Annotated in this window: 15 protein-coding genes; 13 read left to right on the forward strand and 2 right to left on the reverse strand. The window is 41.6% G+C overall.

The genetic code is table 11. The features are described from left to right. Positions 1-25 precede the first annotated feature (25 nt). Together NST25_RS13520 and NST25_RS13525 are read left to right on the forward strand one after the other, a co-directional pair. Positions 26-655 (forward strand): hypothetical protein, encoded by a 630-nt coding sequence (locus tag NST25_RS13520; RefSeq protein ID WP_340394190.1) that lies wholly within the window; start codon positions 26-28, stop codon positions 653-655. Between the two features lie 36 nt (positions 656-691). Further along, positions 692-1,822 carry a GNAT family N-acetyltransferase gene (locus tag NST25_RS13525; RefSeq protein ID WP_340394193.1) on the forward strand — a complete coding sequence of 377 codons (1,131 nt, stop codon included), beginning with the start codon at positions 692-694 and terminating at the stop codon, positions 1,820-1,822. Positions 1,823-1,923: 101 nt separating this feature from the next. On the opposite strand, the gene NST25_RS13530 is transcribed toward NST25_RS13525, so the two are convergent. Together NST25_RS13530 and NST25_RS13535 are read right to left on the reverse strand one after the other, a co-directional pair. After that, positions 1,924-4,227, reverse strand: a complete 2,304-nt coding sequence (locus NST25_RS13530; RefSeq protein WP_340394194.1) for an MMPL family transporter — start codon at positions 4,225-4,227, stop codon at positions 1,924-1,926. 47 nt (positions 4,228-4,274) lie between these two features. Next, positions 4,275-4,895, reverse strand: coding sequence for a TetR family transcriptional regulator (locus NST25_RS13535; protein ID WP_076218025.1), 621 nt, complete (start codon positions 4,893-4,895; stop codon positions 4,275-4,277). A 295-nt stretch (positions 4,896-5,190) separates the two neighbouring features. Between NST25_RS13535 and mraY the strand changes: the two genes are divergently transcribed. From mraY to NST25_RS13590, 11 genes are all read left to right on the forward strand, one after another. Then, the gene (gene mraY / locus NST25_RS13540) at positions 5,191-6,144 is read left to right on the forward strand and encodes a phospho-N-acetylmuramoyl-pentapeptide-transferase (protein WP_340394196.1); all 954 of its coding nucleotides are present in this window, start codon (positions 5,191-5,193) and stop codon (positions 6,142-6,144) included. Between the two features lie 106 nt (positions 6,145-6,250). Next, the gene (locus NST25_RS13545) at positions 6,251-6,562 is read left to right on the forward strand and encodes a helix-turn-helix transcriptional regulator (RefSeq protein WP_076190171.1); all 312 of its coding nucleotides are present in this window, start codon (positions 6,251-6,253) and stop codon (positions 6,560-6,562) included. An 81-nt stretch (positions 6,563-6,643) separates the two neighbouring features. Next, positions 6,644-7,813 (forward strand): MFS transporter, encoded by a 1,170-nt coding sequence (locus tag NST25_RS13550; RefSeq protein WP_076305482.1) that lies wholly within the window; start codon positions 6,644-6,646, stop codon positions 7,811-7,813. A gap of 152 nt (positions 7,814-7,965) precedes the next feature. Then, the gene (locus NST25_RS13555; protein WP_076126181.1) at positions 7,966-8,586 is read left to right on the forward strand and encodes a thermonuclease family protein; all 621 of its coding nucleotides are present in this window, start codon (positions 7,966-7,968) and stop codon (positions 8,584-8,586) included. Between the two features lie 67 nt (positions 8,587-8,653). Continuing rightward, positions 8,654-9,094, forward strand: a complete 441-nt coding sequence (locus NST25_RS13560; protein WP_248548331.1) for an NUDIX hydrolase — start codon at positions 8,654-8,656, stop codon at positions 9,092-9,094. A 201-nt stretch (positions 9,095-9,295) separates the two neighbouring features. Further along, the gene (locus tag NST25_RS13565) at positions 9,296-9,655 is read left to right on the forward strand and encodes a BlaI/MecI/CopY family transcriptional regulator (protein WP_076126183.1); all 360 of its coding nucleotides are present in this window, start codon (positions 9,296-9,298) and stop codon (positions 9,653-9,655) included. A 22-nt stretch (positions 9,656-9,677) separates the two neighbouring features. After that, positions 9,678-11,198: a M56 family metallopeptidase gene (locus NST25_RS13570; protein ID WP_340394198.1), complete on the forward strand. Its 1,521-nt coding sequence runs from the start codon at positions 9,678-9,680 to the stop codon at positions 11,196-11,198. A 135-nt stretch (positions 11,199-11,333) separates the two neighbouring features. Then, on the forward strand, positions 11,334-12,437 hold the full coding sequence (locus tag NST25_RS13575; RefSeq protein ID WP_340394199.1) for a PRK06851 family protein: 1,104 nt from the start codon (positions 11,334-11,336) through the stop codon (positions 12,435-12,437). 148 nt (positions 12,438-12,585) lie between these two features. Then, positions 12,586-13,302 carry an AzlC family ABC transporter permease gene (locus NST25_RS13580; RefSeq protein WP_076279009.1) on the forward strand — a complete coding sequence of 239 codons (717 nt, stop codon included), beginning with the start codon at positions 12,586-12,588 and terminating at the stop codon, positions 13,300-13,302. Beyond that, positions 13,299-13,610, forward strand: coding sequence for an AzlD domain-containing protein (locus NST25_RS13585; RefSeq protein ID WP_036686713.1), 312 nt, complete (start codon positions 13,299-13,301; stop codon positions 13,608-13,610). Before NST25_RS13580 ends, NST25_RS13585 begins: the two co-directional genes overlap by 4 nt. Before the next feature lie 31 nt (positions 13,611-13,641). Next, a complete protein-coding gene (locus NST25_RS13590) occupies positions 13,642-15,141 on the forward strand; it encodes a PLP-dependent aminotransferase family protein (RefSeq protein ID WP_076305479.1) in 1,500 nt (499 codons plus the stop codon). Position 15,142: the final 1 nt, after the last annotated feature.

Below are 15,142 nucleotides of genomic sequence, written 5' to 3' on the forward strand. Positions count from 1 at the left end.
TATCTACAATGGGGAGGAATCATAGATGAATGTGTTAGATATTTTACCAGCACCCGAAAACTTAAAAAAACTTATGAAAATACTTGCTTCTCTAAATATTGTCCTATGTCCAGAGGACTGGCTTCGCTATCATAGTTTTGATTCTAAATTTGATAAGAATGTTTCTCTAGCATCGATCAATAATGGCTCAGGCGATAATTTGTTTATTATTTTTACACCTCAAGGAACGGTAATTAAAGGTTTTGATCATGAGTCCGAAGTAAGTCCATATGCGCGTGACGAACATGAAGTTTGGCCAGGAATCTATGAAGAGGTTCCAACCTCGCTATTGTCTTTACTGGAAGATGAGGCGATAGCTAAGGATGATGTTACTTTTTGTTTTTGGCGTGAAAATAACGACTTGACGTGGCAGAAGGGGGAGGTAGAGATTCCAGCGGGGGCAGAAGATGGTTCGGACTTTTTGCTAGGGACTATTTTCCGCACAGCTGAGGATTTCGTGGAATTTGCCGAAGGTTATTTTGAACTCACACTCCCCTTAGAGGTTGTTTCACAAGTTTATGAGGGTGCAGCCATTACAAAAGAGATGATCAAAGCGTTAAATCCTGATGGTGATGTAGAGATAATTCTTCAGGAGTTAGCGGAGCTAGACACTTAGGGACTTATCGATTTTGAAAACAAAGGGGGATGCGAAATGGAACTTTACGTGGAAAAGCTGAATGCTGATGCTGCTAGGGATATTTTAAGCTGGCAATATGATCCACCCTATGATTTTTACAATAATGAACTAACTCCTGAAGCTATAAGTGAAATGCTAGAGGAAGCATTTTTTTCTGTACTTGATGCAGATAAACAATTGATCGGATTCTTCTGTGTAGGAAGTCCAGCACAGGTTCCAAATGATAAATATACATATTCTCAGGATTTTATAGATGTGGGTTTAGGAATGAAGCCTGAGTTAACCGGACAGGGGAATGGGACACAATTTTTCACAACAGTCCTTAACTATATCAATGAGAGATGCGAGGAAAAACCAAAGCGGCTGACAGTGGCGAAGTTCAACGATAGAGCGATACGCTTGTATGAAAAACTAGGATTTAGCAGGGAAGCTGAAATCGTTAAAGGAACTACAGAATTTATAATTATGATTTGTAATGAAAATGATAATCTTGCTTCCGTGTATGAGCGGGCAAAACCCGGCGAACTAATTACTTTTGGCGCTTATCCGCAAATGGCGGACGGAGCAGACCAAATGCCGATAAAGTGGCGAGTGCTGCAAAATTCAGGTAGAGAACTGTTCATTTTGAGCGAGTACATTTTGGATTGCAGGCGGTATCACGATGAATATGTTGACGTTACATGGCATGACTCCGATTTGCGAAAGTGGTTGAACGATGGGTTTTATAATGCCGCTTTTAATGACTCCGAGCACAGGCTCATCAAGACTACACAGTGCACAGATAACGGAGAGGGAAGTATAAACACGGAAGATAAGATTTTTCTGCTTAGTGTTTCGGAGGCGAATGAATTCACCTTTAAACTTGGAGAAGATACTTTACGTGCGAAGCGTAGGGCGATAGGAACGGGATTCTCCAAAGTGAAAAAGTACGATGGATGTAAATTGTATGTGTATGATAAAAAAGTCAAAGCTGATTATATCCTTGAGAAGGATGAAGAGTTTGGCTGCTCATGGTGGTGGCTGAGAACTCAACCTGCGATTTCCTCACGTGCGTATTTTGTAGGTACTCGTAGCAGTATTCGCAGTTACGGACATGTCAACTTGGCTTGTTACGGTGTGCGCCCCGCTTTAATCCTTAATTATTAAGCTCTTTCTCCAACATCGTTTCATGGGAAGCGAATCTTACCACAGAAACAAAACAGCCTGAACCCCTAGGAATACAGGACTCAGGCTGTTTATTATTGTATCTATTTCATGGAATTAGACTTGTCTTTAGCATTGAGTGTAGCAATCAGTTTCTCGCCTTCGACATCCAGGTTTGGCAGAATACGGTCGAGCCATTTTGGAAGTGCCCAAGCTTTGTTGCCGAAAATAGACATTACAGCAGGAACTAATCCCATTCGAATAATGAAAGCATCGATTAAGATCCCTACGGCCAGTGTAAAGCCAATTTGTTTAATCATGACATCATCCGTAAAAATAAACCCTGCAAAAACGGAGATCATAATTATAGCAGCGCCTACTACGACACGACTCACCTGGTTGTATCCATGAACAACGGACTCTGATCCCTCATGACCATGAACGTACGATTCACGCATGGAACTGACAAGGAAAACCTGATAGTCCATCGCAAGCCCATATAGGATACCCGTAACGATGATTGGCATAAAGCTTAGCAATGGGCCACCGGTGTCGAAACCAAAGAGAGAATGGAGCCAGCCCCATTGGAACACGGCTGTGGTGATCCCGAAGGTAGCGAGTATGCTAAGCAGAAAGCCGATCGTAGCTTTGATAGGAACGATAATCGAACGAAATACCAACAGAAGAATAATGAGCGATAGGAGAATGATGATTCCTACATAAATGGGAAATACATCTGCCAGTTTGGCCGACATATCGATGTTAACAGCGGTAAAGCCGGTAACCCCGAGTTTAACATCATTACTTTGAGCGATACTAGATTCCGTAGCCCGTAAATCATTCACCAGATTTTTGGTTGTTATATCGCTAGGACCCGTTTCTGGAATCAGACTGAAGATAGCCAAATCCTTAGTCATGCCCAGAGGAGTGACCAATGCGACATTCTTTTGAGCTTGGAGCTCTTTTACAAGATTTCCTAGGAGCTCCGGAGTGACTGGAGTGGAAGAATTCTTTGGTTCTGCAACCAGAATAAGCGGTCCGTTAAAGCCCTCTCCAAAACCCTCGGATATAGCATCATAACTTTGTCTTGCTACCGTATCCAAATTCGCTGAGGCAGCTCCGGGAATGCCCATTTCCATTTTTGCTATAGGGGTTGCTGCTACGCCAAGTACCACGACGATGGCAACAATAGTGACCCAACGATACTTGATGACGAATTTAACCCATCCATCAGCTATACCGCGGTTACCCGTTGTATGATGATCCTTGTTTTTCTTGCGAGCTTTAGGTGAACAGATGCGTTCACCCACCAATCCGAGCAATGCCGGCAATAGGGTTAAGGCAACAAATACGTTGATAAGGACGGTAGCAGCTGCTACTAACGCCATCGTAGATAAGAAAGTAAGCCCGATTACAAGCATACCGCAGAGAGCAATAATAACCGTCAAACCGGCGAAAAATACGGCGCTGCCGGATGTGCCAATTGCTCTAGCCGCAGCTTCTTGTGCGCTTAATCCTTGATCAATAATCATCCGGCGTTGGCGATTTACAATGAAAAGAGCATAATCGATTCCGACGGCTAATCCAATCATAAGCGCCAAGACGGAAGTGACACTAGGCATTTCAATGAATTTGGAAATAGAAAATGCTCCACCTACACCGATGCCGACTCCAAGCAGTGCAGTTATAAGGGGCAGACCTGCTGCAACGACAGAGCCAAGCGTCACCAGCAAAACAATTGCAGCAATGACAAGTCCGACAATCTCAGCTGATCCTACACCGATAGATACTGATTTGAGTGTCTCGCCCGGCAGTACAGTGATGTTGGTATCTTTCTCGACATTCATGACGGTATCAATTACAGAATCAAAAATATCTTGAGAGATAGCAGATTGCTCAATGGTAAACTGGAACTGGAACAATGCAATGCTACCGTCTGCGGAAAGAATAACACCAGGTACTGGAACGCCATCTGCCATCAGAGGACCATAGGAAAGGGGTGCTGTGGCTGCTGCAGACTGATCCATACTGGCAGCCTGAGTTGCTTCAGTAGTTGAACTACTTGCTTCCGCTGCATAATCCGCAGGATTAATCACTTCGTTTATACCGTAAACCTCATTAACACCTTTAGTGATCGCTGCCAAACGTTCTGGCGTATCCAATCGCTCATTTTCAGGTGCTTTGAATACGACACTCCCTTGTCCACCAGATGCAGCCGGAAGTTCTGTTGCTAATTGATCCAAAATCTTTTGCGATTCTGTGCCTTCAATCTTCATTTCTGAACTGATATGAATACCATTCATGCTGATCATAGAGATGACAATTCCTAAAATTAAAATCCAACCTAAAATGAAGTACCCAGGTTTGCGATAAGCGGTTTTTCCCACTCTGTATAATAATGTTGACATGTATCTATTTTACACTCCCTCGATGATGAAAACTGATTGTTAGCCTATTAGAATCCGTTGCGTAAATATCCGTAAATAGTTTCCAAAAATTGATCGAACGTAAGCGTTTCAGGACTTGGATCGTCGCTCGTCGTTTGTCCCGGAAGCAGCACATTAAGTTTTCCGTCAATTAAGGGAAGCACAGTTCCGTAAACCGAATTTATAAGCAGATAAGTATAGACCTCGTCATACTTACCATTTGACAAGTGCAACAATGTTTTTTGTGCTCCAGTTTGCGTAAGATGTATTGCTCTTAGATAATGGGGCTCGAGAGCTGGGAATTTTCGGGAAAGTAAAGAAAGCTCACGCAACCTCCCTATAAGCTCAGATGTAAGTTGCATCTTAATTAGTTGATATAAGGTATCCAGCAGGGAGGCATTTTCAGGGATTTTGGTGAGCAATTCTTCATACTCATTCGTGTTCCGTACGGTAACTGCTCCCATGGCAACTGCCTCTTCCTTGCATGTGAAATAGTTTGCGAAAGTTCTTCTGGAGTAGCCGGCTTTTTGCACGATATCTTCAACAACAAAACCGTCCAACCCATGTTCAAGTGCAAGTTCGAATGCCGCTTCAGCTAGCGCTTTTTCAGTGGCTTCTTTTTTGAAATCTCTCAACGTTTGTTTAATCATAATTTATGTATACACCTCCCATATAGCTGTAATTGTGGTGAAGATTAGGATTACTGACTTTATACTAATGTAAACTTGCCCAATGTGCAAACTTTCTCGTTGGGCAAGTTTATGCTTTGGAATCTGCTTATAGAAAATTCCCAGTAGTTTCACAGCAGAAAACAGGAAATAAAAATAGAATAATTTCTCTTTATCAACAGATGAAAAGAGTACATAATTACAGACGACCTCATTAACTCTAGAAATATTTTGTGAGTATTATAAATGATCTTTTTCAAAGAGGGGAGTTCTTTATATGTATGGAATTCTGGCTGTTTCCGGCCTGTCTTTTCTTCTGGTGGCGGTGTTTACGCCTCTATTAATCTGGACGCTGCATAGACTGAGGTTAACGCAGCCAATTCGTGCCGAGCTTCCAGCAGATCATCAGGCCAAACGGGGTACACCACTAATGGCAGGGTTGATCCTGCTTATCGGGATAGCGATTTCGCTGCAGTTTCAACCCGGGCCTCTAATGTTACTCTTATGCGTTACGTTTTTGTTGTTTAGTTCAGTCGGATTTTTGGATGATTTCAAAAAGGCTTTTTGGCAAAACCCATCCGGCATCAGCGGCCGCTCAAAACTAGTGCTTCAATTTCTTTTTACTGGATTTATATTATATGTGTTATTCCATTCGTTCGGCCTGACGAGTAATATCGAGTTATTTAAAGGCCAAAATCTGCAGTTGCCTGTGTACCTTTATGTGGCCATCATTTTGCTGTTTGTGGTCGGATCCGCGAATGCCATCAATTTTACAGATGGTCTCGATGGGCTACTGATCAATGTTGCCATACCGTCGTATTTTTTCTTTTTTATGATCTCGGACAAACCTGAAGTGCAGACTTTTTCACTTGTTATGATCGGTTGTCTGCTAGGGCTTTTGCTTTACAATATTTATCCTGCAAGAGCGTTTATGGGCGATACTGGATCACTGGCGATCGGTGGCTCCCTTTCCGTTCTGGCTGTCATTGAAAAGGTTGAGCTCTTGCTTCCAATTTTATTTTTCATTTATTTTGCGGAGCAGTTGTCGGTCATTTTACAAGTTTGGTACTACAAACGGACGAAGCTGCGGCTATTTCGGATGGCTCCGATCCATTACCACTTCAGCTTAAAATACGGATGGAGTGAGAACAAAATCGTGATGATTTTCGGTTTCATTTCGTGGGTATCCGTACTGCTGTGCTGGTTGATTTGGAAATATTTAATTCACTAAACGAACAATTCGATACGAAACATGACTCTACATAATGTTATTGCAACAACGAGACATCGGCATCTTTTGTATTTACAAATCTATAAAAGTAGATATAATGGAACACATGGAACCTTTATTGATATTCAAAGCGTTGTCTAACGAGACTCGTAGTCAAATTATGATGTGGCTAAAAACTCCCGAGGAATTTTTTGATGAAAAGCCTTATTTACAACAAGGCCTAAATTTTCAAATTGGGATTTGCGTGGGAGATATTCAAGCTAAAGCGGGGCTTGCACAGTCGGTTATTTCGAGCTATCTATTGACTATGCAAAAAGCTGGTTTGCTGGAATCTGAGCGAATTGGGAAGTGGACGTATTATCGTCGAAACGAAAAGACAATTCAAGAGTTTTCCGATTATATTAAAGAGAAACTATAGGAGAAAGGAGGTAGGGCTTTTTTTTGGTAATACATATCTACAAATCTAAATATGTGAATATAAATGGAGGATTATTTTAAAATGAAAAAGGTTAACCCTTTGCTTATTATTATTTTGGCTTTAGGCGTATTTGGCATTATTACAACGGAAATGGGGATTATAGGTGTTCTGCCACAGGTAACTCAAAAATTTAATATATCAACTTCTCAGTCTGGATGGCTTGTAAGTATATTTGCTTTAGTTGTTGCTATTTCAGGTCCATTTCTGACCTTATTGGCTTCTGGAATTAATCGTAAAATAATTCTATTAACTGCTGTACTTATTTTTGCAATTTCAAATATTGTTTATGCGTATACGACCATGTTTGAAGTAATGCTGATTTTCCGTATTATCCCTGCTATTTTTCATCCCGTGTTTTTTTCAGTTGCACTTGTTACCGCTGCCCAACTTGTCCCTCCGGAAAAGAGCACCAAAGCAGTTACAAAGGTTTTCGCCGGAATAACGGTCGGGTTTGCTTTTGGTGTGCCTTTGACTTCTTATCTCGCGGACAAAATTTCGTTAGAAGTCGCTTTTCTGTTTGGAGCTGTCGTAAGTATAATTGCCTTTTTAGGAATACTAGCTTGGCTCCCTTCCATGCCAGTTAAAGAAAAAATGTCATATGGTAAACAACTTGGTATTTTACGCAAACCTCTATTGTGGTTAAATATTGTGGCAGTTATTTTTATCTTTGCAGCTATGTTTTCTGTGTACAGTTACTTTGCTGAATATCTTGGGCAGGTAACACATATGAACGGGTCATGGATTAGTATCATGTTGATGGCCTTTGGGATAATCATGATTTTTGGGAATTTTTTATTTGGAAGCCTTTTGCATAAAGGCATTACAAAGACCGTTATCATGTTTCCATTGTTATATGCGGTAACTTACTTATTCGTATATTATCTAGGTTCTTATTTCCTTCCGATGGTTGTTATCATAATCATTTGGGGGGCAGTGCATTCCGGCGGACTGATTGTCAGTCAAGCATGGTTAACGACCGAAGCGAAAGAAGCTCCCGAATTCGGTAACAGCTTGTTTATCTCATTTTCCAACCTTGGAATTACTATAGGGACTGCTATCGGTGGCTGGTTTATTTCTCACGCAGGAATACATCAACTCATCTGGATCGGAATTATGTTTTCCCTGCTTGCTTTCTTATCGATCATAATCAAAATAAAGATTTCCAAATTAAACGTGGTGGAAGTAGAGTAAAAGCGAAACAGCGATAGCCAAGAATCTTTTTTCTGGTACATGGCTGTCGCTGTTTTCTATGATTAGTAGTACAGTCTTGTGTTTTTAAGTTTTTTAATTTATTTTTAATAGACCCCATGAAATTACATACGTGTATAAGAAAGAGGTTAACAATGAATAAGATTTATCTAGTAAAAAGCTTTTTAGCTATCACACTCTTACTTGGAACAACAACTGCCTGCAACTTAGCCGAGCAGATTACTTTAGAGCCAGTTCCAACGATTACGGCTGATTCCAGTTCTGGATTGGGTTCTACGCCAGACAATACAACAGAGGACAACAAACGTTTAATAGATGCAAAGGTAACAAGAGTAGTCGATGGTGACACCATGAAGCTGACTATAGGCGGCAAAAAGGAAACCATTCGTTTATTGCTGGTTGATACTCCAGAGTCAGTGAATCCGAACATCCCCGAACCACAGCCCTTTTCGCTAGAAGCTTCTGATTTCGCCAAAAAGATGCTTACGGATAAAGATGTACAAATTGAACTTGATGTATCGGAGCGGGACAAATATGGCCGCCTACTTTGTTACCTCTATATAGATGGGAAAATGTTCAATGAGATTCTGCTAGAGCAGGGTTATGCACGTGTAGCCTATGTATTTGCACCTAATACAAAATACGTAGATCAATTTCGAGCGATTCAGGATAAGGCGCGAGAGCGGGGAATAGGTATTTGGAGCATTGAAAATTACGCGCAAGACAATGGTTTTCATGTGCAGAAAAAGAAATAAACTTTAATTAGCTTAGGATATTTGAGCCTATTAGAAGAAAGGATGTAGTTTTTTGAGCGATTATATTATGGAGTTAAGAAAGCTGGTAGGTACCAGACCCCTTATAATGGCAGGTGCCTGTGTTTTATTGTGCAGCAATCATCAATTATTATTACAACGTAGAACGGACAACGGATGCTGGGGTTTGCCAGGTGGCTCGATGGAGCTTGGGGAGACTTTAGAAGAGGTCGCTAAGAGGGAGCTTTTTGAGGAAACGGGCTTAACAGCCAAAGGTCTTGAATTGTTCGACATGTTCTCTGGAAAAGATCTTTATTATAAATACCCGCACGGGGATGAAGTATATAATGTTGTGGCTGCGTATCTATGCACAGACTTTGATGGGGCGCTAAAAGTAGATGGAATTGAAGTGCAAGAATTGCGTTTTTTTTGTTATGAAGAATTGCCAAGCGAGCTGTCTCCTCCAGATGTTCCCGTCATTAAGAGGTTTTTGGATCGTTTTGTGAAGTGATGTCGGATGGTATTCAAAAGATTAAAGAGGGCTGCCTAGTGGTAGCCCTTTCTTTAGTTTGCCATTTCCTCGGAAGTTTCAGTACAACCACGAATTTTCCTGTTGAAAATAACTATAGCAGCAGTGTTGACTTCGTCAAACTATTGGAGTAGTCTGTAACCAAGACCCAAACTATTGCAATAGTGTAAGGAGATGATTTAAATGACTATTAAACTTTTTGATTCGGAACTTAAAGTAATGGAAGTGTTATGGAAAGAAGGAGATAGGTCTGCCAAACAAATTTCTGATATTTTGAAGGCTGAGATTGGTTGGAATATGAATACAACTTATACTGTTATCAAAAAGTGTATTGGTAAAGGTGCAATTGAGCGCTATGAACCTAATTTTATGTGTCATGCGTTAATTGCTAAGGTGCAGGTACAAGAAATGGAGACAGATGAGCTGATTGACAAGGTGTTCAATGGTTCTGTCGACAAGTTATTTGCATCCTTACTGGGGCGTAAGAAATTATCTGCTCAACAGATTGAGAAGCTCAAACAAATCGTCGATAACGTTGAATGAGGTGATGGCCTATGAGCACCTTATGAATATGAGTTTTACTGCTGCGGTGATGATCGTGGCTATTATTGTCATTCGATCGCTGGTCATCAATAAGCTGCCTAAGAAAACCTTTATGGTGTTATGGGGGGTGGTTGTATACAGACTACTGATTCCCTTTTCTTTGCCGTCACCATTTAGTATTTACACATGGGTTGATAGTTTACCTTTGAATAATTCGAACAATGTGACTTTCGTTAATCCGTCCTCCCCTCTAACCTTACCCATGAATCTAGTAGGTTCGACTTCGACGTCTGAGGTTCAGTCGATTAATAACCATTTGTCTTTTGCTATCTCGTCTATCTTAGTCATTTGGATAATGGGTATGGTTATTTCCGCATTGTACTTCATCATCACTTATGTGAAATGTCGAAGAGAATTTTCTGCTTCTTTGCCTGTTGATCATCCAGTTGCTTTGAAGTGGCTAGATGAACATAAGTTGACTCGCACGGTACAGATCCGGCAATTGGATTTAATCCGTTCACCCCTAACCTATGGAATTAAGCATCCAGTAATCCTACTGCCGAAAAATACAGACTGGAGTAATGTTGAGCAGATACAATACATTCTTATGCATGAACTAGTACATATTCGACGATTCGATCAGATAACGAAGCTGATATTAACAGCTGTTCTCTGTGTTCATTGGTTTAACCCGTTAGTGTGGGTCATGTATATGCTGGCTAATCGTGATATTGAACATTCCTGTGATGAAACGGTTGTGCGATCATTTGGCGAAACAACGAAAAGAGCTTATGCGATGTCTCTTATAACAATGGAAGAACGAAAGAATAAGCTAAACCCTTTAAGCAATCATTTTTCAAAAAATGCGATTGAAGAAAGGATTATGATGATTATGAAGATGAAAAAAACGACCACCACTGCGACTGTTCTAGCCATTGTCTTAGTTGTTGGGGCTACGGCTGTTTTTGCAACCAGTTCAGCGAAGTCTGCTGGCTTGAACACGAATCAAGATTCATCTGTGTTGACTCGTGGGGACAATGATAATATTCAGTACTCAACGAATGGAGGAAAGACATGGATGAACCAAGTGGAGTATGAAGCAAAATATCCCGTTTCAGATGTAGAATGGTGGACTTATGATGAATACAAAGCTTGGCTCGAAGATGAAAAAATAGAACTCCCCAAAATAATTGGAGGAAAAGCATGGACCTCGGGAGATGGGTGGTTCACATGGACACAGAAGCGTGTGGATGATGTTATCGCTAGGTATGAAAAAAACCTTGCGGATATTAAGAACGGGACAAAAATTTCAAAGACCGTGAATGGTCAGGACGATATGATGTTGTCCTCTAATGCGACTGAAATAAGTACTTCTGTCTACAGTGAAACCATTTCGTCGGACAACGGTGAGGTTATCTCATTTGGCCCGTTTGACACGAAGGAAGAGCTTCTTGCTAAGGTTAAACCTTACTGTGAGCAACAAGTCAAGCAAGGAAATATGACGCAGAGGGAAGCGAAAGAGATACTGAGCAAATACAATTAAGAAGAATCCAAGAGTGTGTTGTCACATAAATGTTAGATTCCTGCTTAACTTCGATTTCTAAAGCGTCACCCTTCCCGCAGAACGTTAATAAGATGAACAATGAAACATGACATCAGCCCGGAAAGGTGTGCGATTATGGACGGAACAATCCTGAATTTCTTTGCTGGCGGCAACACAGCTCACGGCTTCTCTAACCTCTATGAGTCGTCATTGCAAGGTTTAACACGTTTGTTTGTTTTAAAAGGAGGCCCCGGTACGGGGAAAACTAGAATTATTCGAGAAATCGGAGATCTTCTGGCTCAACAAGGTTATGAGATCTGGTTAATTCACACAGCGTCAGATAATGATTCACTCGACGGAGTGGTTATTCCTGAATTAAAAGTAGGAATTATAGATGGTACGGCTCCACGGGTCATTAAGTCAGAATTGCCTGAAGAGGCCATCGTACATGTGAATTTGGAGCAGGCCGTCGATACGCTCCAGTTAAGCCAGCGTTGTGTTGAGATCGACAGCTTAGTTGATCAGTACACGGAAGAGCATGAACTCGCTTATTCAGGCTTTGCTGAAGCACTCCGCATTCATGACGAATGGGAAGCGATTTATATTGCGACAATGAATTTCCAAGCCGCTGATGAGCTGACTCAGGAGTATATTCAACTTCTGTATGGTGATCAGAACTTCGAAAAAGTAAGCCGAGTGGATCACCGTTTTTTAGGTGCAGCTACGCCTAAGGGTGCAGTGGATTTTGTACCTAATTTAACCGCAGGGCTAAAAAGATATCTTGTAAAAGGTCGTGCGGGTTCCGGTAAATCTACACTTTTAAAAAAATTGGCGGCTGAAGGAATAAAACGTGGTGTCAATGTTGAGATTTACCACTGTGGTTTCGATCCGAACAGCCTTGATATGATTATCGTACGCGAGCTTGGGTTTGCTATTTTTGACAGCACAGCTCCGCACGAGTATTTCCCTGACCGTGCCACCGACGAGATTGTTGATATGTATTCACGATGCATACAGCCAGGTACAGATGAAGCTTTTGCCGAAACCATCGCAGGGATTAAAGAGCGATATTCCAGCACCATGAAACAATCCATTCAACATCTGACAGCTGCCAAAGTATTTTTGGATGAGTTAAAGACAATCTATGCCGCAGCTACAGATTTTGGACATATAGATCAGATTAAATCCCAAATTCATCAAGAAATCAGCGGGATTGTGGAAAGTCCTCAGGAGGTTTAACCTTCATTAAAGATCGCTCTCTTAGCGGGCGGTCTTTTTTCTATGTCAAGAAATTGGTATGGTACATACGCACCCATGCGGTTATTCCCACCAGAATTGTATCCAAGTATGCTCTCTCTAGGGACAACGATAAGGGAGAGAGAAACTTATGAGTGATCAGAAAGTGATGTTTAGAACGGGTCTTAAGGATTCTGTAGCTATTGTTGCAGGATTTATTCCTGCTTGTTTTACGTTTGGATTGGTCGGTAAGGGGTTAGGCCTGGGGAGTCTGGAAGTGTTCTTATTGTCAGCGCTCGTATTTGCGGGAGCCAGCCAATTTATTGGCGTGAAAATGCTTGCCGCTGGGGCCGCCGCTCCAATGATCCTGCTGCTTACGTTGATCATTAATTTAAGATATTTGTTTATAAGCCTATCTTTTGGGGGTCAGCTTGACCGTACAATCAATCCACTGGCCAAAGTCTGGATTGGGTTCAGTTTAACAGAAGAAGTGTACGCTGTTAGTATGATCCCCCGCAATCATTCAAAAGAAAATATAACACTTCCATATTTGCTGGGTCTACAAATTCCTCCGTATATAGCAAATTTGCTGGCAACAGCTGCGGGAATATCGCTGGCATCCTACATTCCGGCTATATACTTACCTGCTTTGAACACCTCATTATATGCCTTACTGATAGCACTAATAGTGCCACAACTAAAGGGAAGCATTCGGAATTTGGCCATATGTTTAGCAGCGGCGGGTTCTTCATGGCTTCTACATCCCGTACTTGGAAACTCCTCGATACTTGCAGCTATGTTAATGGGTATGGCAGTAGGCTCCTTATTTCGAAAGCAAGCTGAAGTAGAAAAGGAGGTATCCGTATGACTATTCTGATCATTATCGGGATGGCAATCCTTACATTTTCATTTCGTTTTGTACCTTTGCTGCTGACAAAGCATACGAATGGCTCTTCCAAAGTCCAAGCTTTGTTGGAATATTTGCCTATCGCGGTTCTTAGTGCTTTAACGGTTCCTGGGATATTTCAGGTGGACGCAGATGACAATCTTGTAGGTATCGCTTCGGGTATAGTCGCTGTTATACTGGTATTAATTAGGAAAATACCGCTGTTACTTGTGATCTTAGGTGCTGTTTCTGCAGCACTAATTGTAAAAATCCTTACTATGAACCATTAAGAAAACCCGGATTAGAAGGGTAGGAAATCTTATGAAGCATGAATTGCTGATTACTCTCGATAAACAAAGACCCATTCCATTAAGCCGTCAAATTTATGAGCAGGTTCGTAATGCTATCCATTCAGGAGCTTTAAGTGGGGGGGATTCACTGCCTCCATCAAGGACTTTGGCTAATCAACTGGAAGTATCCAGAAGTGTAATTCTTCAATCCTACGAGCTACTACAAGCAGAGGGTTATCTGGAGATGAGAAAAGGGGCAGGAACCTATATAGCGGGGCTGCCGGTGGAGGAGAAAGACCCCCAGGATTCTGAGAACCCTTACAATTTTATAACGAAAGGTCCTGATTTCCTTACACTCAATCCTTCTTCTATTATAGAAAACGACTTGAACACAGTATTATGTAATTTTCGGCACGGTGTACCTGCATGGGACGCTTTTCCAATGGATCAGTGGCAAAAAGCATTAATGAATGCCTGTCGTCGTGCATCTCCTGATACTTTGGGTTACGGCCCGGTCGAGGGCTCTTTGGGACTACGCCAAGAGATTGCACGTTTATTACGGTCCACACGTTCGATGCCCGTGGTTCCGGAGCAAATTGTGATTACATCTGGGGCTACGCAGGCATTGGATATATTATCGAGAATTTTTGTTTCAAAAGGTGATCATGTTATTGTTGAAGATCCATCACATAACGTTGTGCGGGAGATTTTTTCGTTCGCTGGAGCGGTGGTTACACCCATAAGGGTTGACCTAGAGGGTATTTCTGTAGATGAGCTTCAAGTAAGCTGTGATACCATCAAAGAAGGTCCTCATAAAAAACCAAAACTAGCTTATGTCACTCCCTCGCATCAGTTTCCTTTCGGGGTGACCCTGTCGATGAAACGAAGAGTGCAGTTACTGGAATGGGCCAAAGCCAATCAAGCTTTTATTATTGAAGATGATTATGATAGTGAATACAGGTACGAGGGTCCGAAGCTATCATCACTTGCTGGACTAGATGTTGACGGTAGAGTAATTTATGTAGGCAGTTTTAGTAAAGTGTTATTTCCTTCTCTGCGCATAGGTTATGTTGTATTGCCTCCGACTTTGATTCAACCTTTTTTGGCGGTCAAATGGATAACAGATCGTATGTCTTCTGCTCTGGATCAGGAAGCGTTGGCGGAATTTATTCAGAATGGACATTATGCAAGGCATGTTACGCAGATGGGGAAACTTTATGCTGCCCGCAGGGCTTGTCTAGTAAAAAGTTTGGATGCTGAATTTGGCAGTCGTGTACGCTATTATGGGGAAGAGGCGGGTCTTCATTTATTAATTGAACTGGAATCCAATGCCGAAGAGCATCGCATAGCTGAATTGGCGTTACGATATGGAGTTCGGGTCTATCCTGCGTCTTCTTATTTTGTGGGCAGTAAACCTCAAGGTCCTGTCTTTCTACTTGGTTATTCTAATCTCACCGAGAATCAGATTAAGATGGGTGTGAACCGCTTGATGTTAGCTGAAACGGAAGCGGCAGTTAGTACTAGAACTTAAT

The organism is Paenibacillus sp. FSL E2-0190, assembly GCF_037992965.1.
Taxonomy (GTDB): Bacteria; Bacillota; Bacilli; order Paenibacillales; family Paenibacillaceae; genus Paenibacillus_AQ; species Paenibacillus_AQ odorifer.